This window comes from Actinosynnema sp. NPDC023794 (genome assembly GCF_040639675.1).
GTDB classification, from domain to species: domain Bacteria; phylum Actinomycetota; class Actinomycetes; order Mycobacteriales; family Pseudonocardiaceae; genus Actinosynnema; species Actinosynnema luteola.
In genome coordinates this window covers 1-23128 of the sequence record NZ_JBFAFR010000007.1, presented here as the reverse complement: position 1 = coordinate 23128, position 23128 = coordinate 1, and the positions used below count along the sequence as shown (strand labels likewise).

Below are 23128 nucleotides of genomic sequence, written 5' to 3'. Positions count from 1 at the left end.
GTGCAGCCAGGCCGCGGCCAGCACCGCCAGGCCGCCGCCCAGGCTGTGCCCGGTGAACCACACCGTCTGCTCGTCGTCGCGCAGCTCCTCGACCGCCGCGAGCACGGACGGCATCACCGCCCGCAGCGCCTCGGCGAATCCGTAGTGGCCAGTCCGGTGCGCGCCTGGCCGGGCCACGGTGGCGTGGTCGTGTCCGACAGCCAGTCGCGCAGCTGCGCCGGCTCGGTGCCGCGGAACGCGGTCACGAGCATCGTCGGACTGGCCATCGTGTACGCCTGGGTGTCGCTGATCGCGAACGGCGGGGAGAACGTCGAGTGGTGGTGGTGGACCCGGTCGAACCCCCACTCCGCCGCCGTGGCCTCGATCCGTTCGCGGTCCTGGTAGGCCAGCTCGGCGGCCTTGGCCATGCAGTACGCCTGGCGGGCGTCGTACCCGGTGGCCCGGTGGTTCAGCGTCGGCGCGGACATCGGCCCCTCCTCACGAAGACAAGCTGTCGCATGGCGGCCATGACCCCGCCCGCGCTCCATGCCTACCTGCGCCGCCGCCCCTCCCACCACCGGACCCCCGGCCCTTCACCCCACCGGGGCGTCCTCTCACCTGTCCTGGCCACAACTCCCCCCGACGTCGCCGTCACCGGGCCGGTACCAGGCGTCGGCTCGTTCAGGTCGGGCCTAATCTTGTGCCTTGCCCCCGGTCACGCGGGAGAGCGCCAGGGCGATGAGGATGATGGCGCCGTTGAGGGCGCCGATCCACTGCGCGGGGACGCCGCCGAGGGTGAGCACGTTCTGGATCATGAACAGCAGGAGGATGCCGGTGAAGGCGCCGAACACGGTGCCCTTGCCGCCGTTGAGGCTGATGCCGCCGATGACGGCGGCGGCGAAGACGGTGAAGATGTAGCCGTTGCCCTGCGCCGAGGCGACCGAGGCCAGTCGGCCGGAGAGCAGCAGGCCGCCGAGGGCGGCGAGCAGGCTGGCGGTGACGATGACGATCCAGAGCACGCGGTCGGTGCGGATGCCGGCGGCCTTGGCCGCGTCGACGTTGCCGCCGATCGCGTAGAGGGATCGGCCGAAGCTGGTGAAGCCGAGGACCACGATGCCGACGGCGAACAGGACCAGGCACAGCCACACCGACACGGGCACGCCGAACCACTGCGTGGTGCCGAGGTAGAGCATGGACTCGGGGAGGCGGAAGAAGGTCTGGCCGCCGGAGATGCCGGTGAGGATGCCGCGGAGCACGATGAGCATGCCGAGCGTCACGATGAAGCCGTTGAGCCCGAACCGGATGATGAACAGCGCGTTGACCACGCCGACCAGGACGCCGACGGCCAGCGTGATGGGCACCGACCAGCCGCCCGGCAGCAGGCCCAGGCCGTGACCGGCGCCGACGGGCACGGTGAGCCACGCGGCGACGCCGGGTGCGAGGCCGACGGTGGACTCCAGGGAGAGGTCCATCTTCTTGACGATCAGGACCAGGGTCTGGGCCAGGACCAGGACGGCGATCTCCGACATGGTCTGCAGGATGTTGATCAGGTTGTCGGGTTGCAGGAACACCGGGCTGACCAGTTGGCCGACGACGGCGATCGCGATGATGGCGGGGATGAGCGCCAGGTCGCGCAGGCGGGCGAAGGCGATCCGCCGCCTGCCCGCGGGCCGGGCGGACGGGTCCTCCCCGCCGGTCGGGCCCTTCCCGGTGACCGCGGCGGTCTTGCTCTCAGGCATCGAGGTTCATTCCTTCCATCGCGGCCACGAGCTGGTGGTCGTGCCAGCCACCGGCGGTCTCGGCGACCACGCGGCCCTGGAACACCACCAGGACCCGGTCGCACAGGCGCAGGTCGTCGAGCTCGTCGGAGGCGATGAGCACGCCGGTGCCGGACTCGGCGATCTCCTCGACCTTGCCGAGGAGGAACTCCTTGGACCGCACGTCGACGCCGGCGGTCGGGTTGATCAGCACCAGCAGTTCCGGGTCGTTGGCCAGGGCTCGCGCCATGACGACCTTCTGCTGGTTGCCGCCGGACAGGCCGGAGACCGGCAGCTCCGGTCCGGGTGTCTTGATCGCCAGCTTCTCGATCATGGTCGTGGCGAAGCGGTCACGGCGGCGGCCGTCGATGAACCCGCCGCGTCCGAGCCGGTCCGGGATGGTCAGGGTCCCGTTGTCCGCGACGGACATCTGCGGCACGAGACCTTGGTGGTGCCGGTCCTGCGGGACGAAACCGGCGCCGGCCCTCAGCGCGGCGGGCACGCTGCCCGGTCGCGGCCGGGAACCCGCGATCTCCACGGCGCCGCTCACCGCGGCCCGCAACCCGACGACCGTTTCGGCGATCTCGATGCGGCCGCTGCTCGCCGCGCCGGCGAGACCGACGATCTCGCCGGCGCGGATGCGGAACGACACGTCCTCGTACGCGCCGGGCAGTGACGCGCCGTCCACCACGAGCACGTCCGCGGCGTCCGGTGACGGGCCGCGGCGCCCGCCGCGCGCTTCACCCGCGACCTCGCCGGTCATCGCGGCGACCAGCTCGGCGCGGGGCAGTTCGTCGACCGCCGCGGTGAGGATGTGCCTGGCGTCGCGGAACACCGTAACCACGTCGCAGATCTCGTAGACCTCCTGGAGGTGGTGGCTGATGAACAGGAAGGTCACGCCCTGTCGCTGGAGGTCGGCGATCCGGGTGAACAGCCTGCTGATGGCGGCCCCGTCGAGTTGGGCGGTGGGCTCGTCGAGGATGATGAAGCGGGCTCCGAACGACAGCGCCCTGGCGATCTCCACGAACTGCCGCTGTTCGACGTCGAGCTCCCGGGCGGGGGTGCGCGCGTCGACGTCGACCGACCAGGTGTCCAGCAGCTCCCGTGCCCTGCCGTGCACGGTCTTCCAGCTGATCAGCCCGCCGCGGCCGTGGTCGTGCCGGTTGAGGAAGAGGTTCTCGGCGACGGTCAGCTCGGGGATGATCGTGGACTTCTGGTAGACGCACGCCACCCGCTGCCGCCAGGCGTCGCGGTCGGCGAGCCGCGGTGCGGGTCCGCCGCCGAACCGCACCTCGCCCTCGTCCGGGGCCTGGAGCCCGGTGAGGATGGACACCAGCGTCGACTTGCCCGCTCCGTTGCGCCCGACCAGGGCGTGGGTCTGTCCGGCTTCGATCCTGATGGCGGCCTCGTGCAGGGCCACCGTCGACCCGAATCGCTTCGTGATCCCCGTAGCCTCGGCGACGGGTGCGGTCACAGCCATCTCGCGTCTCGCCCTTCCGCTCAGCCGAGCTTGTTGCCCCACAGCGACTGGTCGTCGCTCTTGAGGCTGGGAACGCCGTCGTAAGTGCCGCCGTCGGCGGTCACCAGGGGAGCGGAGAGCTGGTCCTCCAGGAGGCCGTCGCGGACCTGGATGATGGTGCTGTCGTGGTCGGTCTTGCCGGGCGCGAAGGTCTTGCCGTCGATCGCGGCCTTGAGGTAGTGCAGGGCGTACTTGGCGTAGAGGTCCGCGGGCTGGGAGACGGTGGCGTCGATCTTGCCCTCGGCGATGTTGCGGAGCTCCTCGGGGATGCCGTCGTTGGAGACGACGAACACGTGCTTGGGGTCCTCGGGCCCCACCAGCAGGTCCTTCTGCGCGAGCACCTGGAGGGTGCCGGCGAGGGCGAAGCTGGACTGCATGTAGACGCCCTTGATGTCGGGGTGGGCGGTGAGGTCGGTCTGGAGCTTCTGCGCGGCGACCGCGCCGTCCCAGTTCGTGGCCTCGCCGAAGACCGTGATGCCGGGGTACTCGGACTTCATGCAGTCGTTGAACGCCTCGGTGCGGTCGCGGCCGTTGATCGAGGCGAGGTCGCCCTGCAGCATCACGACCTTGCCCGTGCCGCCGAGCTTGGCGCCGAGGAACCGGCAGGCCTTCTCGCCGTACGCGCGGTTGTCGGCCCGCACCACCATGTACACGTTGCCGGTGTCGGGGCGGGTGTCCACGGTGACGACCGGGATCTTCTTCGCCTCCAACTGCTCCAGCGTGGGCGCGATGGCCGCGGTGTCCTGCGGCGCCATCGCGACGCCCTTGACGCCCTGGCTGATGAAGGTCTGGGCGTTGGCGGTCAGCTTGGCGACGTCGTTCTGGGAGTTGGTGGTCTTGAGCTCGAGCCCGAGCTCCTTGGCGAACTCGGGGCTGTACTTGATGTAGGAGTTCCAGAAGTCGGTGTCGGATCGGGGGTAGTCGACGCCGACCACGGGCCCGGCGGACCCCGCGTTCGAGTCGCCGCAGGCGGCGAGGGCGGCGGTCAGGGCGGCGACCGCCCCGAAAGAGGCGATCGTGCGGTTGGTGCTCTTCACGGGTTCTCCTAGCGGCGATGCTGTGGGAAACCTTGAGGGACCGTCAGCTGGGAGGACGGACCGTGGCGAAGACGCCCGACGCCGCCGGCGTGCGTCCTCTTGTCCTGTGTCCGTGGCATGTCCTCGGCGTAGCAGCTGAACATGGGACATGGGATGAATTTATAGGTCGTCCGAGGTATTGGTGTCTAGGGCCGGCGGCCGACTTTGCGAGAAATCGAGAAGTTCGCCTGTTCAGCGGCCACGACCGAAGTTCGGGCAGTTTTCGGAGACATCCAATGTCTTTCGTAGAGATGGGATGTATTGCTAGCCTGCCCAGCGCGTAGGCCACGTCCCTGGGAGAGCCACCGATGTCACTGACCGACAAGGCCATCGGCCGCATCAGGGACCTGATCCAGTCGGGTGACCTGTCACCGGGGTCGAAACTCCCTCCCGAGCAGCAGTTGGCCGTCGAGCTCGGCCTGTCCCGGAACCTGATGCGGGAAGCGGTCAAGGCGCTCGTGGTCGCACGCGTGCTGGAGATCCGGCGGGGCGACGGCACCTACGTGACCAGCCTGGAGCCGGAGGTGCTGCTCGGGAGCATCGCGTCCGCGGTGGAGCTGCTCCACGGCGACACGTTGTTGGAGCTCACCGAGGTGCGCCGGTTGTTCGAACCGGTCGCCACCGGGCTCGCGGCCACCCGCATCAGCGACTCGGAGCTCGCCGTGGTCGACGAGCACCTGCACGCGATGCGCGCCGCCCGCGACGACGTGGAGCTGCTCAACGAGCACGACGCCGCCTTCCACCGGGCCGTCGTCGCCGCCACCGGCAACGCGACGTTGACGACCCTGCTGGAAGGCATCTCCGGTCGCACGGTGCGGGCCAGGGTGTGGCGCGGACTGGTCGACGACAACGCGGCGAGCCGAACCCTCGCCGAGCACGAGGCCATCTACCACGCGCTGGTCGACCGCGACGCCGCCCTCGCCCAGGCCGCCGCCCTCGTGCACATCACCACCACCGAGCGGTGGTTGCGCGCGCACGTGGACCGGGACGGCGACGCCCCGCCCGCCGGCTGACGCCGACGCCGCACACCAAGGAGAACCGATGAAGTTCCTGCGCGTGGGCCCGGCGGGTCACGAGCGGCCAGACGTCCGCCACCTGACCTCGTTGGCCGCCGACACCGACGGCCTCGGCCGGCCGCGCAACGTCCTGGGACAGGCGTGATGACCTCCGCGACCGCGGACTGGTTCACCGAACGGGTGCCGCTGGGCCGTTCCGACGTCACGGTGAGCCGGCTCGGCCTCGGCACCGCGCCGCTGGCAGGGTTGTACTCGGCGGTGACCGAGGACGAGGCCGCTGCCGCGCTGGAGGCGGCGTGGGCCACCGGGATCCGCTACTTCGACACCGCGCCCCACTACGGCGCCGGCCTGGCCGAACGGCGGCTCGGGGCGTTCCTGGCCACCCGACCCCGGGCGGAGTTCACGGTGTCGACCAAGGTCGGCCGGCTGCTGGTGCCCGGTGAGGCCGCGCCCGGCGACGAGGGCTTCCACGGCGAACGGGGCCTGGTCCGGGTGCGCGACTACAGCGCCAACGGGGTCTACCGGTCGCTCTCGGAGAGCCTGGAGCGGTCCGGCCTCGACTCCTTCGACATCGTGCTGATCCACGACCCGGACGACCACTGGGAGGACGCGGTCGCCGGCGCCTACCCGGCGCTGGAGCGGCTGCGCGCCGAGGGCGCGGTGCGGGCGATCGGGGCGGGGATGAACCAGACCGCGATGCTCGCCCGGTTCGTCGCCGAGACCGACGTGGACTGCGTGCTCGTGGCCGGCCGGTACACCCTGCTGGACCGCGGCGCGGCCGACGACCTGCTGCCGTCGTGCCAGGAGCGGAAGGTGGGCGTCATCGTCGGCGGCGTCTTCAACAGCGGCATCCTCGCCGACCCGGCCCCCGGCGCCTCCTACGACTACGCACCCGCCCCGGACGAGGTGCGTCGGCGGGTCCTCGCCTTGGCCGAGCGCTGCGCCGCGCACGGCGTACCCTTGGCCGCCGCCGCACTGCGCTTCCCGCTGCGGCACCCGGCAGTGACCGGCGTCGTCGTCGGCGCCCGGAACCCACGAGAAATCGCCGAGAACGCCGCGCACGCCGCCACCGGGGTCCCCGAGGCGCTGTGGGCGGAACTCGACGCGCTGGAGCAGGAGCGAGCGCAGTGATCCGGATCGATGCCCACCACCACTTGTGGGACCTCTCCGCCCGGCCGCAGGGCTGGCTCGACGAGCCGACCCTGGAGCCGATCCGACGTGACTTCGGGCCGGCGGACCTGCGCGCGGTCGCCGAACGCGCCGGGGTGGACGCCACCGTTCTGGTCCAGGTGCTCCCCGACGTCGGCGAAACGGCGGAGTTCCTGGCCCTGGCCGAGCTGTCCGACCTCGTGGCGGGCGTCGTGGGGTGGGTCGACCTCACCGCGCCCGACGTCGCCGAGCAGCTGGACCGGCTGCGCCGCGGACCGGGCGGGGACCGGCTCGTGGGCGTCCGGCACCTGGTGCAGTCCGAGCCCGATCCGGACTGGCTGGCCCGTCCCGACGTGCTGGCCGGGTTGCGCGCGGTGCGCGACGCCGGGCTCGTCTACGACCTGCTGACCCGGCCGCACCAGCTGACGGCGGCGCTGGACGCCGTCCGGGCGGTGCCGGACCTGGTGTTCGTGCTGGACCACCTCTCCAAGCCGGACATCGCCGGTCGGGTGCTCCAGCCCTGGGCGACCCGCCTGTCGGCGCTGGCCGCCGAACCGAACGTGGTGGCCAAGGTGTCGGGTCTGGTCACCGAGGCGGACTGGTCGCGGTGGACGGCGGCGGACCTGCGGCCCTACGTCGACGTCGCGCTGGAGGCGTTCGGCCCGGACCGGCTCATGGTCGGTTCCGACTGGCCGGTCTGCCTGCTGGCCGCCGACTACGACCGGGTGTTCGCCACCGCCGCCGAACTCCTGGACGGGTGTTCCGCCGCGGAGCGGGACCAGCTCTTCGGCGGCGCCGCCGCCCGCGTCTACCGGTTGGGGGACAACTGATGCGCACCGTGCGACTGGCCTACGGCGAGACCGGGCTCGACCTGCGGGTCGACCCGGCGGTGACCACCGTGGTGACACCCCGGCACCGCCAGGCCACCGAAGCGCCGCGGGAGATCCTCCGCCGCGCCCTGCGGACGCCGGTCGCCGGTCCGCCGCTGCGGGAACGCGTGCGCCCGGGGCAGACCGTGGCGATCTCCGCCTGCGACGGGACGCGTCCGCAGCCCCGGGAGCTGATGGTCCCGGCCATCCTGGAGGAGCTGGACGGCCTGGTCGACCTCGACGACGTCGTGGTGCTGGTCGCCACCGGGACCCACCGGGGCAACACGGAGGCCGAGTTGCGCCGGATGTTCGGTGACGAGGTGGTCGACTCGGTGCGGATCGTCAACCACGACGCCCGTGACCGGAGCGGCCTGACGTGGATGGGGGAGTTCGGCGCGGATGTGCCCGTGTGGCTCAACAGCGAGTGGGTGGACGCGGACGTGCGCATCACCACCGGTTTCGTGGAGCCGCACTTCTTCGCCGGCTTCTCGGGTGGCCCGAAGCTCGTCGCGCCGGGCCTGGCGGCGCTGGAGACGGTGCTCGTGCTGCACGACGCGCGCCGGATCGGCGACCCGCGGGCGACGTGGGGGGTCGTGGAGGGCAACCCGGTGCACGACGACGTGCGCGCGATCGCGGACGCCACCGGTGTGACGTTCGGCTTCGACGTGGTGCTGAACCAGGACAAGGAGGTGGTCGCCGCGTTCGGGGGAGACCTGCTCGCGATGCACGCCGAGGCGGTGCGGACCGCCCGCGAGGTCGCCATGCGGCCCGTGCCGCGGCCGTTCGACGTCGTGGTGACCACGAACTCCGGCTATCCGCTCGACCAGAACCTCTACCAGTCGGTGAAGGGCATGTCGGCCGCCTACCAGGTGGTCAAGCCGGGCGGGGTGATCGTGTGCGCGGCGGAGTGCCGCGACGGCTTCCCCGACCACGGCTCCTACCGCGAGGTGCTGGCCTCGGCCGCCTCGCCGGCGGCGCTGTTCGCGGAGATCTCGGCCCGCCAGGTCACCGTGCCCGACCAGTGGCAGGTCCAGATCCAGGCCCGCATCCAGGCCGACTGCCGGGTCGTCGTGCACACCTCGCACCTGACCGACGCCGAGTTGGCCACCGCGCACCTGGAGCGGACCTCGGACATCTCCGCGACCGTCGCCCAGGCCCTCGCGGCGGCGGGGCCGGACGCCCGGCTGTGCGTGCTGCCCGAAGGCCCGCAGACGATCCCCTACGTGGACGGGTCGCACCGGTGAGCGGGACGGTCCTGGTCTGCCTCGACAAGTTCCGGGGTTCCCTCACCGCCGAGCAGGCGTGCGGGCACGTCGTCGACGGCGTGGCGGACGCGGGCGGCCGGGCGGTGGCGATGCCCGTCGCCGACGGCGGCGAAGGCACCGTGGCGGCGTTGGTGCGCGCCGGCTACGACGAGGTGCGCGTCGAGGTCACCGGTCCCACGGGCGAACCGGTGCGAGCCGCGTTCGCCGTGCGGGGTGAACACGCGGTGGTCGAGCTGGCCCAGGCCAGCGGGTTGGACGTGCTCCCCGACGGCTGGCTCGCGCCGCTCACCGCGGACACCCGCGGCACCGGCGAGCTGATCCGCGCCGCGCTCGACCGCGGCTGCCGCGACATCGTGCTCGCCGTGGGCGGCAGTGCCACGACGGACGGCGGCGCGGGCTTGCTGCGCGCGCTGGGCGCACGCGTCGTCGGCGCCTCGGGCGAGCCGGTCGGCCCCGGCGGCGCGGCGTTGACCGGCACGGCGCGCGTCGACCTGTCCGGGTTGGACCCGAGGCTGGCGCTCGCGCGGGTGACGTTGGCGTCGGACGTGGACAACCCGCTGACCGGACCGAACGGCGCCGCCGCGGTGTTCGCGCCGCAGAAGGGCGCGACACCCCGGGACGTGGCGGTGCTGGAGCGAGGGCTGCGCCGGTTCGCCGCGGTCGTGGCGGAGGAGATCGGGCGGGACCTGAGCGGGGAACCCGGCGCGGGCGCGGCCGGTGGCGCCGGGTTCGCGGCGTTGGCAGCCCTCGACGCCCGGCGGACGTCCGGGGCGGACTTCGTGCTGCGTGCGATCGGCGTCGAGGACGCGTTGCGCGAGGCCTCGCTCGTCGTGGTCGGCGAAGGCCGGTTCGACGAGCAGAGCCTGCGGGGCAAGGCGCCGATCGGCGTGGCCGGGGCGGCACGGCGGCACGGTGTGCCGGTCGTGGTGGTCGCGGGCGACGTCCGGCTCACCGGAGAGCGTTTGCGGGAGGTCGGCGTGGTCGCCGCCTGGTCGCTGCTGGAGCGCGCGGGCGACGTGGACACGGCGATGCGACAGGCGCCCGCGCTGCTCAGGGCGATCGGGAGCGAACTGCTCGCGCACGCGCCCTCCACCGTCACGCAGGGAGTGCTGCCATGACCGGACCGGGTGCGGTCGACCTCGGGTTCGCCAGGGTCGACGTGGATCGCGAAGCGCGCCAAGGGCTGCCCGAGGTGATCTACGGCAGCGGGAAGACGCCCGAGCAGATCAGCGGGATCGTGCGGACGTTGTTGCGGCACAACGACGGTCCGGTGCTGGCCACCCGCGTGGAACCCGACGCGGCGGCGTCCGTGCTGGCCGCCGTGCCCGACGGCGTCCACGACCGCGAGGCACGCCTGCTGACCTGGCGCCCGGCCGCACCGACCGGGTTCGGCGTGGTCGTCGCCGCGGCGGGCACGGCGGACCTGCCGGTGGCGCGGGAGGCCGCCGCGGTCGCGACCGCCGTGGGTCTCGGCGTCACCACGGTCACCGATGTCGGTGTGGCCGGGCTGCACCGGCTGCTGGCCGAGCAGCACCGGCTGCGGGCCGCGGACACCGTCATCGTGGTCGCGGGCATGGAAGGCGCGTTGGCGAGCGCGATCGGCGGTCTGGTCGCGTGCCCGGTGGTCGCGGTGCCCACCTCGACCGGGTACGGGGCCGGTCTGGAGGGCATCACCGCGTTGCTGGCGATGCACGCGTCCTGCGCGGCGGGCATCACCGTGGTGAACATCGACTCGGGGTTCGGCGCCGCGATGGCCGCGTTCCGGCTCGCCCGCGTGGTGGGTCGGAGGACGACGTGAGCCGGGTGTGCTTGATCTCGCCGTTCACCGGGCTGGCCGGTGACATGCTGCTGGCCGCGCTGGTGGACGCCGGCGCACCGCTGGGCGCGATCCGGGCGGCCGTCGCCGACACCGGCCTGACCGGGTGGGACCTCGCCGTCGACCCGGTGCTCACGCACGGGCTCACCGGCCGCCGGGCCGTCGTGTCGGTGTCCGACGACGCGACCAGCCGCAAGGCGGGTGAGCTGATCGCCATGGCGTCCAGGGTGCGCGACCGGGAGGTGGCCGACACCGCGGTCGCCGCGCTGCGGGCCATCGCCGAGGTCGAGGGACGCCTGCACGGCGAGGACCCCGACCAGGTGCACCTGCACGAGCTCGGCGGTCACGACACCCTCGTGGACGTCGTCGGCGTGGCCGCCGCGCTGCGCGCCCTGGACGTGCGGGCCGTGCACTGCGAGGCGTTGCCGATCGGCGCCGGGTCGGTCCGCACCGCGCACGGGGTGCTGCCCTGCCCGGCACCGGCGACCTCGGCGCTGCTGCGGGGCGCGCACGTCGTGGGCATCACCCTGTCCGGCGAGACCGTGACGCCGACCGCCGCGGCGCTGCTGCTCGCGATCGGCGCCGACTACGGTCCCGTGCCGCAGATGCGCCTGACGGCCACCGGGTACGGCGTGGGCACCAGGACCCTGCCCGACCGGCCCAACGTGGCCGTGGTCCGGCTCGGTGACCGGGAGACCGCGGAGGTGCGTGACCTGGTGGTGCTGGAGACCAACCTCGACGACGTCACCGGCGAGGTCCTCGGGCACGTCGTCGCCCTGCTGCTGGACTCGGGCGCGCTGGACAGCTGGATCACCCCCGCCACGATGAAGAAGGGCAGACCGGGCCACGTGCTGCACGCGTTGGCGACACCGGAGGCCGCGGACGGGATCGAACGGCGGATGCTGGTGGAGACGGGCAGCCTCGGCGTGCGGCGGACCGGCGTGCGGCGCACCGCCCTGCCCCGGACCACCGACACCGTGCACGTCCACGGGATGCCGGTGCGCCGCAAGCACGGACCACACCACAGCAAGCCGGAGTACGACGACGCCGTCGCCGTCGCCCGGCACACGGGCCTGCCACTGCGCACCGTGCTCGCCCTGGCCGCCGACAGCCCCGAGGAGCACTGATGGACACCGGCAGCACCGCCGCACGGCTCGTGGCGCACCTGACCGGCATCGGCCCGGTCGCCGTCGCCTTCTCCGGCGGCGTGGACTCCGCGCTCGTGCTCGCCGCCGCCGCGCGCGCCCTGGGACCCGACGCGGTGCTCGCCGTCACCGCCGACTCCGCGAGCCTGGCCGCCGTCGAGCTGGACGCCGCGGTCGCGTTCGCCGACCGCCTCGGTGTCCGGCACGTCACGCCGGGGACCGCGGAACTGGACAACCCCGCCTACGCGGCCAACGGCCGGGACCGCTGCTACTTCTGCAAGTCCACCGTCCTGGACACCATCACCGCCGTCGCCCGCGACCACGGCCTGTCCTCGGTGGCGACCGGGGTGAACGCCGACGACGCGCGCGACCCGTTCCGGCCGGGCATCCGCGCCGGCGACGAGATCGGCGTGCGCACCCCGTTGCGCGACCTCGGGATGACCAAGGCCGACGTCCGCGCGGTGAGCCGCCACTGGGCGCTGTCCACCTGGGACAAGCCGGCCATGCCCTGCCTGGCGAGCCGGGTGCGCTACGGCGTGGCGATCACCCCCTCACGCCTGGCGCGGGTGGAACGCGCCGAGGCGGCGGTTCGGGCGTGGCTGGCGAGTGCGGGGACACCGAGCTGGGACCTGCGCGTGCGCGACCTCGGTGACGTCGGGAGGGTCGAACTCGACCCGGACCTGGTCGACCGGCCGGGCATCGGCCCCGCGCTCACCGAGGTCGTGCGAGCGGCGGGGTTCGACGGCGTCGAACTGGCGGTGTTCCGGTCGGGCGCGCTCAACCACGAGTGAACCCACCGACCCCGGCCGGGAGCCGACGTCGCCGGCGCGGGATCGGGTGAGGGCCTAGTCGGGGGAGTCGGGCTGGTCACGCGGCGTGAGCATGACGTCGGCTCCGATGTGGTTGAGGCAGAACTCCACGGAGTGGGCCATCAGCCAGCCGGCCTGCGCGTCGCGGAAGATCCGTTGGATCGGCGAGGTGGCGACGAAGCCGGATCCGCCACCGACCTGCAGGCACAGTTGCGCGACGTCGCGGGCGACCTGGTTCGCCGTGGGCTTCGCGCGCGTCGCGGCGGACAGGAAAAGGGGCGAGTCCTGGTCGGCGAGCCAGGCGGTGTGGTGGGCGACCAGCGCGGCGGCTTCGAGTCGGAGCACGGCGTCGGCGACCTCGAACTGGAGGCGCTGCTCGGCCGCCAGGGGCTGGCCGGTGGAAGGCAGGGTCCGGGTGCGTGCGTAGCGGATGAGCGTGTCCAGCGCGGTGTCGGCGATGCCGAGTGAGAGCCACGCCAGACCTGCGGCGATGTGGTTGGGCTTGGGCTGGGGGGACGGCGGGCACCGCCGGTCGGCGCGGAGCACGGTGCCGTTCAGCCCCACGAGCTGGCTGCGCGTGGCGCGCAGTCCCAGGGTGTCCTGCGGTTCGAAGGTCACGGTGTGGTCGGGTTCGAGCCCGAACAGGGTGGGTTGCCCGTCCACGAGCGCGTTGACGAGGAAGTGGTCGGCGATCTCGCAGCCGGACACGAAGCGCTTCGCGCCGGTGAGCCGGTACCCGCCGTCGACGGGTTCGGCGACCTGCTGGGGTGAGAGGAACTGGTTGCCGCCCGAGGGTTCGGACAGGGCGTTGGCGAAGCGGCGTCCCGCGATGAGCTCGTCGGCGTAGTACCGGGCCACGTCGGGGGTGGAGTGGCGCACCAGGCCTTCGGCGGCGCCGATGTGCATGAGCCACAGGCAGGCGGTGGACGGGTCCGCGGCGCTGAGGACCCGCAGGATCGCGCCGACCGTGCGGTAGCTCAGCGACTGCCCGCCCCACTCTCGCGGCAGGGTCGCCTGGTCGAGACCGCCGGCGTGCAGTGCCCGCAGGTTCGCGACCGGCAGTTGCGCGGTCCGGTCGAACTCGTCGGTGGTGGCGGCGAAACCGGTGGCCAGGTCTGCGGCGACCCGGACCCACGACTGCTCGTCCGGGGGCGGGCCGAGTGGGTGGTCGTCGGGCATCGGCATGGTCATGGGTGCAGATCCTCCCGCATCGGCTCGGACTCGTCGGCCGCCGTTGACGACGAGCCCCTTGATTCCGTAGACCGGAGGACGACGGCGCCACGGGACCCGTCACCCCCCGACGGAGGGCGGCAGATGGCCTACACCTCGATCAGACCCGGTCAGGTCTGGCTGGACACCGACAGCAACCGGATCCAGGCCCACGGCGGCTCGGTCCTGCACCTCGACGGCACCTTCTACTGGTACGGCGAGAACAAGGAGAGGACCAAGCCCGGGAACGGCGTCTGGCACTGGGGCGTCCGGTGCTACTCGTCGACGGACCTCTACAACTGGACGGACGAGGGCCTCGTCATCCCGCCGGTCGAGGACGACCCCGGGTCGCCGCTGCACCCGGCGCGGTTGGTGGACCGGCCGCACATCGTCCGCGACGAGCGCACCGGCAAGTTCGTGTGCTGGCTGAAGATCATGGGCGCCGTCCAGACGTCGACGGTGCTCGTCGCCGACCACCTCCTGGGCCCCTACGAGATCGTGCGCACCGGCCTGCGACCGCTGGGGATGAGCGCGGGCGACTTCGACCTCGTCGTCGCGCCCGACGGCAAGGGCTACTACTACTTCGAGCGGGTGCACAGCGAACTCGTCTGCGCGGACCTCACCGAGGACCTCACCGACGTGACGGGGTACTACTCGACCCACTTCCCGCGGCGCCGGCCGCCCGAGGTCCGGGAAGCGCCGGCGCACTTCGAGCGCGACGGGAGGCACTACCTGTTCACCTCGGGGACCACCGGCTACTACCCGAACCGCTCGGAAGTCGCGGTGGCGGACACCTACCACGGGCCGTGGACCGTGCTCGGCGACCCGCACCCCGCCGACCCCACGGCGACGTCGTTCCGGTCGCAGATCAGTTCGGTCTTCAAGCACCCGGCCAAGGAGGACCTGTACATCGCCCTCGCCGACCGGTGGTTGCCCGACGTCCCCGCCGAGGTGGCCCAGCGGGCTCCCGACGTGTTCCGGCGGCTCTTCGCAGGCGAACCGGTCGAGTCCGACGCCGCCTTCAGCGGGACGGACTTCGACACGTCCGTCGCCGACTACGTCTGGCTGCCCGTCCGGTTCGACGGCGACCTGCCGGTCCTCGACTGGCACGACGAGTGGCGGATCGAGGACTGCACCTGACCCGGCGCCTCGTCGGCGGGCGGACCGCGGTCAGCGGGGCCGGGGCGGCGGGTGCGGTCCGCGTGGTGGGTTCAGGGCGGCGCACGTGATCACCAGTGAGGCGAGGACGAGCACCGTGATCAGAATGGTGATCAGCACATCGAAGAGCCACTCGAAGAGCATGGTCAGTCCTGTGGTGTGGTGGCCTTCGCGCTCGGCTGGTGAGCGGAGGGCTCGGCACGGCGTCGGGAGCGCAGGCTGGTCAGGACGACGGTCGCCAGCACGGCGATGATCACCGCCAGGGACACCGGGGTGGGGATCTCGGGCACGCCCGGCCAGATGCCGTGCGCCCAGTGCAGCACGAGCTTCGTCCCGATGAACGCGAGGATGACGGCCAGCCCGTGGTTGAGGTGGACGAGCTTGGCCAGGGCGGTGTGCAGCACGAAGTACAGGGCGCGCAGGCCGAGCAGGGCGAACGCGTTCGTGGCGAACACCAGGTAGGGGTCGTCGGTGATGCCGTAGACCGCGGGCACCGAGTCGACGGCGAAGACCATGTCGGTGGCGAAGACGGCGACCACCACGACGGCCAGCGGGGTGAGCGCGCGTCGGCCGTGCTCGCGCACGGTCAGGCGGGTGCCGCGGTAGTCGTCGGTGACGGGCATCAGCCGCCGCAACAGCCGGACCGACCGCATCCCGGAGACGTCGTGCACGACGACGCTGCCGGTGAGCGCCTCGTGGAGGATCTTCACCGCCGAGGCGAACAGGATGAGGCCGAACACCACGAACGCCCAGGTCCCGGCAGCCAGCATGGCCGCGCCGGCCGCGATGAACACGCCGCGCAGCACCAACGCGCCGACGATGCCGAAGAGCAGCACGCGCTGCTGCACGTCGGAGGGGACGGCGAAGACGGCGAGCAGCAGCATGAACACGAACAGGTTGTCGACCGACAGGGACTTCTCGACCACGAACCCGGTCATGAACTCCAGGGCGCGGTCGCTGCCCGCGGCGCTCCACAGCCAGGCCGCGAACACCACCGGCAGGGTCAGGTAGAACGCCGACCACCCGACGGCTTCGCGCATCGAGACCTCGTGCGGGCGGTGGGTGACCGCGAAGTCGGCGATCAGCAGCGCGACCAGGACGGCGATGCTGACCAACCACAGACCCGGTGAGCCGACGACGTCCGCCGGGCTCGCCGGAACCGCTGCTGACAGGGGCACCGGACCTCCCCGAACAGTCGGTGTTCGAGGTCTCCTTCACCCCGGCGGGGCGGCCTCCCGGGGACATCGATCGAGGTGTCCGTACTGACCGGGTAGGCGCTTGGGAAGTACTCCCCTCGACGCCCAGTATCAGACAGCACGGTCAGCGAGTAAAGACCCGGTAAAGGTGGACGGTGTCGCTCGATCGGGTACGGCGGCCCGGCCACGTCGTCTCCGGTCCTACGCCGCTCCACGGCCGTCCGCACGGCGCATCAGCGCGTCGAGCCGGGCGCGGCGCACGGCGTACTCGTGGGCGGGGTGCTCGGCTCCGCGCTCCGCCCGGGTCTGGGCGCCGGCGAGCACACCCGCGACGATCCCGTCGCCGGCCGCGAGCCCGGCGCGCACGACCGGACCCGCCCGGAATGTGATCCGAGGCCGGTTGCCGGTGCGGGTCGAGGGCTCGTGCACGTGGAGGCCGGTGTCGAAGGGCTGCCGCTGCCGATGACCCCGAACGTCGTGCTGCCGTTCGGCGCGAGCGGCCGTTGGCGGTGACCGCGCCCGGCTGGCCGATGGCCACGACGCCGGAGGCGATCACCGCCAGGGTCAGCACGAGACCGACCAACGCCGACCTCCGTCGCGCGGAGGGGGTGGAGCCGTCCACCCGAGGCTCCCCGCTGTACCGGGGCGGCGGACGGGGATCCCGCAGGGTCAGGCGACGGCGCAGGCCGCCCCGTTGAGGGTGAACGAGGACGGTTCGCCGGTGTTGCCGGTGTGGTTGGCCTGGAAGCCGAGGGTCGCCGACGTGCCGGGTGCGATGGCGGCGTTGTACGAGACGTTGCGGGCGGTCACCGCGCCGGTAATCGGCGCGTAGGTGGCGCTCCATCCGCTGGTGATGGTCTGCCCGCCGGGGAGGGTGAAGGCGAGGCTCCAGCCGTTGACCGCCGTGCTGCCGGTGTTGGTGATGGTGATCGACGCGGTCAGGCCGGTGTTCCAGGCGCTCACGGTGTAGGCGACCCGGCACTCGTCACCGGGCTGCGGCGTCGTGGTCGTCGTCGTTGTGGTCATGGTCGTTGTGGTCGTGGTCGTGGTCGTGGTCGTGGTGCTGGTGCTGGTGGGCGGGGTGCCGTCGAGGCCGAAGAAGCGGATGACCTGGGCCGCGTCGACCGGGATGTTGTGGGTGACGCCCTGCATGCTGATGGCCTCGACCGGCGCCATGCCCCCGGTGCTGCCGTAGCGGGTGCGGGTGTAGCCGGACTGCGGTGTGTCCGTGTACGTCGGCGTCTGGCTCAGGCCGTGGACGTTGGTCCACTGCTTGATCTGTTCGCCGAAGTTGGGGTAGCGCAGGGTGTCGTCGTTGGTGCCGTGCCAGATCTGCATCCTGGGCCTGGGTCCGGTGTAGCCGGGGTAGGCGGCGCGCACCAGGTCGCCCCACTGCTGCGGTGTCTTGATCGACTGGCCGCTGGAGCACTGGCTGTTCCACTCCGAGCCGTTGGTGGTGGCGAAGCACGCGAACGGCACGCCCGCGAACGAGGCGCCCGCGTTGAACACGTCGGGGTAGACGCCGAGCAGGACGTTGGTCATCATCGCGCCGGAGGAGGTGCCGGTGGCGAAGATCCGGCCGGGGTCGGCGTTGTGGCGCTGCTTGACGTAGTCGACCATCGCCATCAGCCCGACCGGGTCGCTGCCACCGCCCCGACGCAACGCCGCCGCCGAGGACACGTCCCAGCACTTGCTGCTGCGGGTCACCGTCGGGTAGATCACGACGAAGCCGTACCGGTCGGCCAGGGACGCGTACTGGGTCTGGGAGTGGAAGCCGGGCCCGGACCCGCCGCAGTAGTGGATCGCCAGCAGGATCCCGGGTTTGGCCGCCACCCGGTCCGGCACGTACAGGTGCATCTGCAGGTTGGTCGGGTTGGCGCCGAAGTTCGTCACCTGGGTCAGGGTCGCCGCCGACGCCTGCGGTGCGGCTAACGCCAACAACGCCGCGACCATCGCCCCTGCGACCGCCAGGATCGCGCCGGGCGCCAACTTCTTCAGGTTCATCGGACCGTTTCCTCGCCAGGTAAGCAGGAGACGGGGTCCGCTGGACGCTGCCCGCCTCCCGACGCCAGTGTCGGGGGAGGTGAAACGTTACGCAGTATTGAGCGAAACAGTTCGAACCGGCAAGCCCCAGAACGATCTGCGCGTCTCATTAGCGTCGGGTGTGATCGGGTTCACCCCTGTGGAGCAGCGCGGAGCGGCCGATCCGCGTAGTGAGGGAAGTCTGTTGTGGACAGTCCACTCCGGATTCGAGGTGATTCGCGGCCGGCTCGGTGCCCGTCAACCCCCGGGTCACGGCTTCCGCGACGACCGCCTCCAAGCGCGCCGCCACGCGGTCCAGGGGGCGGTGCCGCGACCAGGGCGGTCGTGCCGTCGGCCGGCTCCTCGACCGACGCGGCCGGCACCGGGTGGCCATCGAGGCCACCAGCCGGGTCGATCAACTCGCCCTCGCGCTGAGGAGCCCGACCCCGGAGGGGTTCTGCGAGAGCGCCGGCAACCACTTCCGCCCCGGCGAGCTGCCCCTGCTCGACATGCACCTCACCGGCGTCACGCTGGCGTCGACTGTCGCTCGCCGGTGCGGCACGCCACAGGCAGCCTCACGCTCCGCCCTTCACGTGCCGCACGACGGCGTCGGGACTGGGCAAGATGACCGTTTCGTGCCCGTCCTCGAACCGCACCCGGTAAGGCGGCGCGCCGTCCTTGCCCAGCACTTCGAGGATCTCGGCGGTGCGGTCGTGCTGCCCGACGACCTTGCCGTGCACCAACAGCTCGTCACCGACGCTTGCCCGCATGGCACATCCCTCCTCAGCCGACCTCCAGCATGGGATAACCCTGAACGGACCGTGTCGAGCCTCCGGGGGAATGTTCGACACGAACGGGCATCACCTGCCGTAGCGGCCATCTGCCGCCGTCGGCGGGCCACCGCACACCCACGTTCGGCGGTGACAGCAGGCGCGGGCTTGGGCAACGATGGGGGCGGCCGGTCGGCGGGTTGCCGCGGCGGGACGCGGTGTTGTCCGACGAGTTCCCAGGAGGCGCAGTCCGATGGGCGAGCAGGTCGAGGTCGCTCCACACGTCGTCGTGGGGACCTTCCGGCGGGACGGCGCGACGGTGAGCCGTGTCGACGGCGTGGTGGACATGGTGACCTGCGACGACGTGCGCACCGAGATCATCGCCTGCCTCGAGGAGCCCTCCGGGGTGTTGGTGCTCGACCTCGCCGCCGTGACGTTCTTCGGCACGATCGGCCTGTCGATGCTCATCGAGGCGCGTCACCGCGCCGAACGGCGTGGCGTCCGGTTCGCCGTGGCCGCCGACCAGCGCGCGGTGCTCAAGCCGATGACCGAAACGGGTATCGCCGACCTCGTCGTCCTGCGGGCCGGCGTGCGCGAGGCCGTCGCGGCGGCACGGGCGCCGATCGTGGTCTGACGGGTCGCCGCGGCTGAGCCTTCGGCGCCCCCACCTGCTCGGTGTCGACACGTCCGACGACTGGTGAGCGGGCGCGCGTCGCCTCAGGTCGGTCGGACCTCGTGCACTTCGAGGGGAACGCCCTGCTGGCAGGTCGTCGGCATGCCCGGCTTGGGCGTTCCGCGCACCTGGACCGTGACGCCGGGCCGCAGCAGGGCGCGGTCGCCGGCGAGGAGCAGGTAGTCCTCGGTGTCGGTGTCCAGCACCAGACATCCGGCCTCCACACCGGTCCGGACGACGCCGTTCACGGTCACGTCGCCACGGGCCGGCGTCCGGGTCGGCGTAGAGGTCGGTTCGGTGGTCGGCGCGGAAGGCGGCACGGGTGGTCGGACGTCGTCGGGAGGAGGCGCCCCACATGCCGCCGCGGTGAGGACCGCGGCCGTTGCCGCGAGGGTGAACCGATGATGTCGTCGCATGGCCGGATCACCTCCGTTCGGCCGGCTGCCACCCGGCCTCCTCCGGCACGCTCGGTCGGTTACCCGTTTCCGGCGCCCCGCACACGGGTGCCGCGCGGGCGTCCCCCGTGCCTGTCCGGGGCGTCGGAAATGGTGATCTTCCGGATCCAGGCGGACCATCGACCCGATGGTGACGGTGTTCCTGTGCGGTGACGTGATGACCGGTCGCGGGGTCGACCAGATCCTGCCGCACGCGGGCGACCCCCGGCTGCACGAGCCGTACGTCCGGGACGCGCGGACCTACGTGGCGTTGGCGGAGCGGGAGAACGGTCCGATCCCTCACCCGGTCGACTTCGCGTGGCCGTGGGGAGACGCCTTGCACGTGCTGGACCAGGAGTCGCCGGACGTGCGGTTGATCAACCTGGAGACCAGCGTCACCGGCGACGGCGAGAGGGACGTCGCGAAGCGGCTGCACTACCGGATGAGTCCGGGGAACGTGCCGTGCCTGACCGCGGCCCGGCCCGACGCCTGCGCGCTCGCCAACAACCACGTGCTCGACTTCGGTCGGCGGGGACTGGTCGACACGCTCGACGCGCTGACCGGCGCGGGGATCGCGGTGGCGGGCGCGGGACGCACCGCGAGCGAGGCGGAGCAGCCGACAGTCCTCCCCGCCGGTCGCGGGAGCCGGGTCGTCTTCTTCTCGCTCGGGGCGCGATCCAGCGGGATCCCCGGCAGTTGGGCTGCCACCCCGAACCGGCCCGGGGTCGACCTGCTGCCGGACGTGACCGACGAGGTGGCGTTCGAGGTCACCGCGCGCGTGCGGCTGACCAAGCGCCCCGGTGACGTCGTCGTGGCCTCGCTGCACTGGGGATCCAACTGGGGCTACGACGTTCCCGACTCGCACGTCGCCTTCGCGCACGCGCTCGTCGACGGTGGGGTGGACGTCGTGCACGGTCACTCCTCACACCACCCGCGCCCGATCGAGGTGCACCACGGCAAGCTGATCCTGTACGGCTGCGGCGACCTCATCAACGACTACGAAGGCATCACCGGCCACGAGGAGTACCGCGACGACCTGCGCCTGCTGTACTTCGCCGCGGTCCAGCCGGGCACGGGCCACCTGGTCGGGCTGCGGATGGCTCCGATGCGCGTCCACCGGATGCGCCTGCACCACACCGACCGCACGGACACCGAACACCTGCGTTCGATCCTCGATCGGGTCAACCACCCGTTCGGGTCACGGGTCGACCTGCGGGACGGCGTGCTCGACCTGCGCACCGAAACCCGGTGACCAGGTGGCAGCACGCGTCCGGCGACGTGAGGCCGGTACCGTCGAGCGGTCCGCATCAGCCGGGGAGGAAGCGCCATGCCGTCCGGTCGCCGGGTTCGCGATCGTTGAAGCGGCCTCGCCGGAGCAGACCCCGCTGCGGGGAGCTGTCCACAACGGAGATGGCGGCACCGCGTTCGTCCCCACGACGTTCGTGCGCTCAGCGCGGTGGGCCGAGGACGACCTGGCCGAACTCGTCGGCCGCCTCGGCCATCAGTTCGGGTGACAGTCGGAAGCCTTCCGGCCTCGGGGTGGACAGGTCCCGACCGGCCATGCGGAACATGCCTTCGAGACCACCGGGGGTGGCGATCATCAACAGGTCGGCGTGGTCGGAGGTGATGCGGTAGCCGTGGGGCACGTTGCGGGGCAGGTAGATGATGCCGCCCTCCTCCAGCTCCACCGCTTCGTCGTCGCCCGACCACACCAGTGCGGTGCCGGAGATCAGCATGAAGACCTCGTCTTCCCTGGTGTGCAGGTGGAGCGGTGGCGCTTCCCCCTTCTCGGCGGCGAACCGACCCACTGTGAGCTGTCCCTCGGTGGCCGCGCTGTCGAGCAGGACGGAGAACGTGCTGCCGCCGATCCACTCCAGTTGCTGCTGTTGCCCGGGTTGTGCCAGGTACACCATGCTCATCGAACCGCTCCTCCGCAGACCTGCACCTCAGCCAGTTACCTGTCCGAACAGGCAAGTCGGCGTGCCTGTTCCGGGTCGGTCGGCGAAGTGGTCCACGACACCGGCGCGAGACCGGTCGCCGCTGTCCGGTCGCCGCACGCTGTCGATGCCCGCACGAGCAGCTCGGCGTGCTTCTTCGAGCTCGTCGACGCGGCCAGGGCATCCCGGACCGCGGCACGGTCAGCCCTGCCGCAGTCGCCTGCCGTGACCGGGCACCGCGGTGATCTTCGCCGGGGGCGAGGAGATCGCGTCGGACACGGCCGTGATCTTCTCGGGGTTGAGCAGCCACAGCACGTGGTCGATGCCCTCGTCCGTGGCGCTGATCGCGACCACGCCGAACTCGGCGCCGTTGCGCAGCAGCACGGCGCACGGCTGCCCGTTCGCGCTCGCCCACCTCACGTCGAGGTCGTCCCAGAACCAGCTGGTGATCGAGCCCAGGTACCGCTGCATGGCGGGCACGCCCATGACCGGCTTGCGCGCGACGCCAAGCCTGCCGTTGCCGTCGGACAGGCTGGTCACGTCCGGCGCGAAGAGCCGCTCCAACGAGGCCATGTCGCCGGCGCGGGCGGCGGCGATGAAGGCGGCCAGCAGGTCCCGCCGCGCGTCGGGTGGCACGTCCCTGCGCCGTTCACCGGCCACGTGCTTGCGCGCTCGGCTGACCAGCTGGCGCACCGCGGATTCGGTCGACTGGAGGATGTCGGCGATCTCGGCGTAGGCGTAGTCGAAGGCCTCCCGCAGCACGTACGCGGCGCGTTCACCGGGGGTGAGCCTCTCCATCAGCACCAGGGCCGCGAGCTCCAAAGCCTCACCGCGTTCGGCGCCCAGGTACGGGTCGGCGCTCGTGTCGACGGGCTCGGGCAGCCACGGTCCGACGTACGTCTCGCGCCGCACCCGCGCCGACTGCAGCACGTTGATGGCGAGCCTGGTCGTCGTCGTGGCCAGGAACGCCTCCGGGTTGACCACCTGGCCGCGGTCGCACGTCTGCCACCGCACCCAGACGTCCTGCACCAGGTCCTCGGCCTCGGCGACGCTGCTGAGCATGCGGTAGGCGATCCCGAACAGGCGTGGCCGCACGGTCGTGAAGACCGCGGCGGCCTGTGCCAGGTCGTCCGCGCCCCCCGGTTCGGACTCAGTCAACCGCCGCCTCCACACCTGTTCGTGCCGATCCGCCGTTGCCGAAGGTACCCCTCCACGTCGGCGGCGGCCGACCTCCGTCACAACGGGGAGGGCTGTCCGGTCTTGGTGTGCGACAGAGGTGCCCGGACCGGCCGGGCGCCCGGCCCGAAAGGCTCGTCATGAAGATCGTCG

At 72.1% G+C, this 23128-nt stretch carries 24 protein-coding genes and 1 pseudogene; 11 read left to right on the top strand and 14 right to left on the bottom strand.

Going from position 1 to position 23128, the window contains the following annotated elements; translation table 11 throughout:
- Positions 1 to 6 precede the first annotated feature (6 nt).
- The 5 genes and pseudogenes from AB0H12_RS17480 to AB0H12_RS17460 all read right to left on the bottom strand — a co-directional run.
- Positions 7 to 114, bottom strand: a pseudogene (locus AB0H12_RS17480) (lipase family protein); the annotation flags it as partial.
- Positions 114 to 467 carry a hypothetical protein gene (locus tag AB0H12_RS17475; protein WP_499623845.1) on the bottom strand — a complete coding sequence of 118 codons (354 nt, stop codon included), beginning with the start codon at positions 465 to 467 and terminating at the stop codon, positions 114 to 116. The pseudogene AB0H12_RS17480 and the gene AB0H12_RS17475, both read right to left, overlap by 1 nt.
- 204 nt (positions 468 to 671) lie before the next feature.
- Positions 672 to 1718 (bottom strand): ABC transporter permease, encoded by a 1047-nt coding sequence (locus AB0H12_RS17470; protein ID WP_499623844.1) that lies wholly within the window; start codon positions 1716 to 1718, stop codon positions 672 to 674.
- On the bottom strand, positions 1711 to 3216 hold the full coding sequence (locus AB0H12_RS17465) for a sugar ABC transporter ATP-binding protein (protein ID WP_499623843.1): 1506 nt from the start codon (positions 3214 to 3216) through the stop codon (positions 1711 to 1713). The genes AB0H12_RS17470 and AB0H12_RS17465 overlap by 8 nt, the downstream gene beginning before the upstream one ends.
- A 20-nt stretch (positions 3217 to 3236) precedes the next feature.
- Positions 3237 to 4292: a sugar ABC transporter substrate-binding protein gene (locus tag AB0H12_RS17460; protein WP_499623842.1), complete on the bottom strand. Its 1056-nt coding sequence runs from the start codon at positions 4290 to 4292 to the stop codon at positions 3237 to 3239.
- A gap of 347 nt (positions 4293 to 4639) precedes the next feature.
- On the opposite strand from AB0H12_RS17460, the gene AB0H12_RS17455 reads away from it, so the two are divergent.
- The 8 genes from AB0H12_RS17455 to larE all read left to right on the top strand — a co-directional run bounded on the left by AB0H12_RS17455 (position 4640) and on the right by larE (position 12382).
- A complete protein-coding gene (locus AB0H12_RS17455) occupies positions 4640 to 5344 on the top strand; it encodes a FadR/GntR family transcriptional regulator (protein WP_499623841.1) in 705 nt (234 codons plus the stop codon).
- A gap of 147 nt (positions 5345 to 5491) precedes the next feature.
- The gene (locus tag AB0H12_RS17450) at positions 5492 to 6478 is read left to right on the top strand and encodes an aldo/keto reductase (protein WP_499623840.1); all 987 of its coding nucleotides are present in this window, start codon (positions 5492 to 5494) and stop codon (positions 6476 to 6478) included.
- Positions 6478 to 7326, top strand: a complete 849-nt coding sequence (locus tag AB0H12_RS17445; protein WP_499624113.1) for an amidohydrolase family protein — start codon at positions 6478 to 6480, stop codon at positions 7324 to 7326. Before AB0H12_RS17450 ends, AB0H12_RS17445 begins: the two co-directional genes overlap by 1 nt.
- A complete protein-coding gene (larA, locus tag AB0H12_RS17440; RefSeq protein WP_499623839.1) occupies positions 7326 to 8609 on the top strand; it encodes a nickel-dependent lactate racemase in 1284 nt (427 codons plus the stop codon). Before AB0H12_RS17445 ends, larA begins: the two co-directional genes overlap by 1 nt.
- Positions 8606 to 9748, top strand: a complete 1143-nt coding sequence (locus tag AB0H12_RS17435) for a glycerate kinase (RefSeq protein ID WP_499623838.1) — start codon at positions 8606 to 8608, stop codon at positions 9746 to 9748. The genes larA and AB0H12_RS17435 overlap by 4 nt, the downstream gene beginning before the upstream one ends.
- Positions 9745 to 10428, top strand: coding sequence for a nickel pincer cofactor biosynthesis protein LarB (gene larB, locus AB0H12_RS17430; protein WP_499623837.1), 684 nt, complete (start codon positions 9745 to 9747; stop codon positions 10426 to 10428). Before AB0H12_RS17435 ends, larB begins: the two co-directional genes overlap by 4 nt.
- Entirely contained in the window at positions 10425 to 11573 is a 1149-nt protein-coding gene (larC, locus tag AB0H12_RS17425; RefSeq protein WP_499623836.1) for a nickel pincer cofactor biosynthesis protein LarC, read from the top strand. The genes larB and larC overlap by 4 nt, the downstream gene beginning before the upstream one ends.
- On the top strand, positions 11573 to 12382 hold the full coding sequence (gene larE / locus AB0H12_RS17420; RefSeq protein ID WP_499623835.1) for an ATP-dependent sacrificial sulfur transferase LarE: 810 nt from the start codon (positions 11573 to 11575) through the stop codon (positions 12380 to 12382). Before larC ends, larE begins: the two co-directional genes overlap by 1 nt.
- A 54-nt stretch (positions 12383 to 12436) precedes the next feature.
- Here larE and AB0H12_RS17415 read toward each other — a convergent pair whose 3' ends face one another.
- Entirely contained in the window at positions 12437 to 13591 is a 1155-nt protein-coding gene (locus tag AB0H12_RS17415) for an acyl-CoA dehydrogenase family protein (protein ID WP_499623834.1), read from the bottom strand.
- 123 nt (positions 13592 to 13714) lie between these two features.
- On the opposite strand from AB0H12_RS17415, the gene AB0H12_RS17410 reads away from it, so the two are divergent.
- Positions 13715 to 14749, top strand: a complete 1035-nt coding sequence (locus AB0H12_RS17410) for a family 43 glycosylhydrolase (protein ID WP_499623833.1) — start codon at positions 13715 to 13717, stop codon at positions 14747 to 14749.
- Positions 14750 to 14779: 30 nt separating this feature from the next.
- On the opposite strand, the gene AB0H12_RS17405 is transcribed toward AB0H12_RS17410, so the two are convergent.
- The 5 genes from AB0H12_RS17405 to AB0H12_RS17385 form a co-directional block, all read right to left on the bottom strand.
- Positions 14780 to 14911, bottom strand: a complete 132-nt coding sequence (locus AB0H12_RS17405) for a hypothetical protein (protein ID WP_499623832.1) — start codon at positions 14909 to 14911, stop codon at positions 14780 to 14782.
- Between the two features lie 2 nt (positions 14912 to 14913).
- A complete protein-coding gene (locus AB0H12_RS17400) occupies positions 14914 to 15939 on the bottom strand; it encodes a TerC/Alx family metal homeostasis membrane protein (protein ID WP_499624112.1) in 1026 nt (341 codons plus the stop codon).
- Positions 15940 to 16164: 225 nt separating this feature from the next.
- Complete coding sequence (locus tag AB0H12_RS17395) at positions 16165 to 16329, bottom strand: hypothetical protein (RefSeq protein WP_499623831.1); 165 nt, start codon at positions 16327 to 16329, stop codon at positions 16165 to 16167.
- A gap of 303 nt (positions 16330 to 16632) precedes the next feature.
- On the bottom strand, positions 16633 to 17967 hold the full coding sequence (locus tag AB0H12_RS17390) for an extracellular catalytic domain type 1 short-chain-length polyhydroxyalkanoate depolymerase (protein ID WP_499623829.1): 1335 nt from the start codon (positions 17965 to 17967) through the stop codon (positions 16633 to 16635).
- A gap of 593 nt (positions 17968 to 18560) precedes the next feature.
- Positions 18561 to 18755 carry a DUF1918 domain-containing protein gene (locus AB0H12_RS17385; RefSeq protein ID WP_499623828.1) on the bottom strand — a complete coding sequence of 65 codons (195 nt, stop codon included), beginning with the start codon at positions 18753 to 18755 and terminating at the stop codon, positions 18561 to 18563.
- A 253-nt stretch (positions 18756 to 19008) separates the two neighbouring features.
- On the opposite strand from AB0H12_RS17385, the gene AB0H12_RS17380 reads away from it, so the two are divergent.
- On the top strand, positions 19009 to 19389 hold the full coding sequence (locus AB0H12_RS17380; protein WP_499623827.1) for an STAS domain-containing protein: 381 nt from the start codon (positions 19009 to 19011) through the stop codon (positions 19387 to 19389).
- A gap of 83 nt (positions 19390 to 19472) precedes the next feature.
- Here AB0H12_RS17380 and AB0H12_RS17375 read toward each other — a convergent pair whose 3' ends face one another.
- Positions 19473 to 19682 carry a hypothetical protein gene (locus tag AB0H12_RS17375; protein ID WP_499623826.1) on the bottom strand — a complete coding sequence of 70 codons (210 nt, stop codon included), beginning with the start codon at positions 19680 to 19682 and terminating at the stop codon, positions 19473 to 19475.
- A 328-nt stretch (positions 19683 to 20010) separates the two neighbouring features.
- Here AB0H12_RS17375 and AB0H12_RS17370 point away from each other — a divergent pair, with 328 nt between their 5' ends.
- Positions 20011 to 21114, top strand: coding sequence for a CapA family protein (locus tag AB0H12_RS17370; protein WP_499623825.1), 1104 nt, complete (start codon positions 20011 to 20013; stop codon positions 21112 to 21114).
- A gap of 196 nt (positions 21115 to 21310) precedes the next feature.
- Here AB0H12_RS17370 and AB0H12_RS17365 read toward each other — a convergent pair whose 3' ends face one another.
- Positions 21311 to 21781: a cupin domain-containing protein gene (locus AB0H12_RS17365; protein WP_499623824.1), complete on the bottom strand. Its 471-nt coding sequence runs from the start codon at positions 21779 to 21781 to the stop codon at positions 21311 to 21313.
- Between the two features lie 219 nt (positions 21782 to 22000).
- Complete coding sequence (gene sigJ / locus AB0H12_RS17360; protein WP_499623823.1) at positions 22001 to 22957, bottom strand: RNA polymerase sigma factor SigJ; 957 nt, start codon at positions 22955 to 22957, stop codon at positions 22001 to 22003.
- Positions 22958 to 23128: the final 171 nt, after the last annotated feature.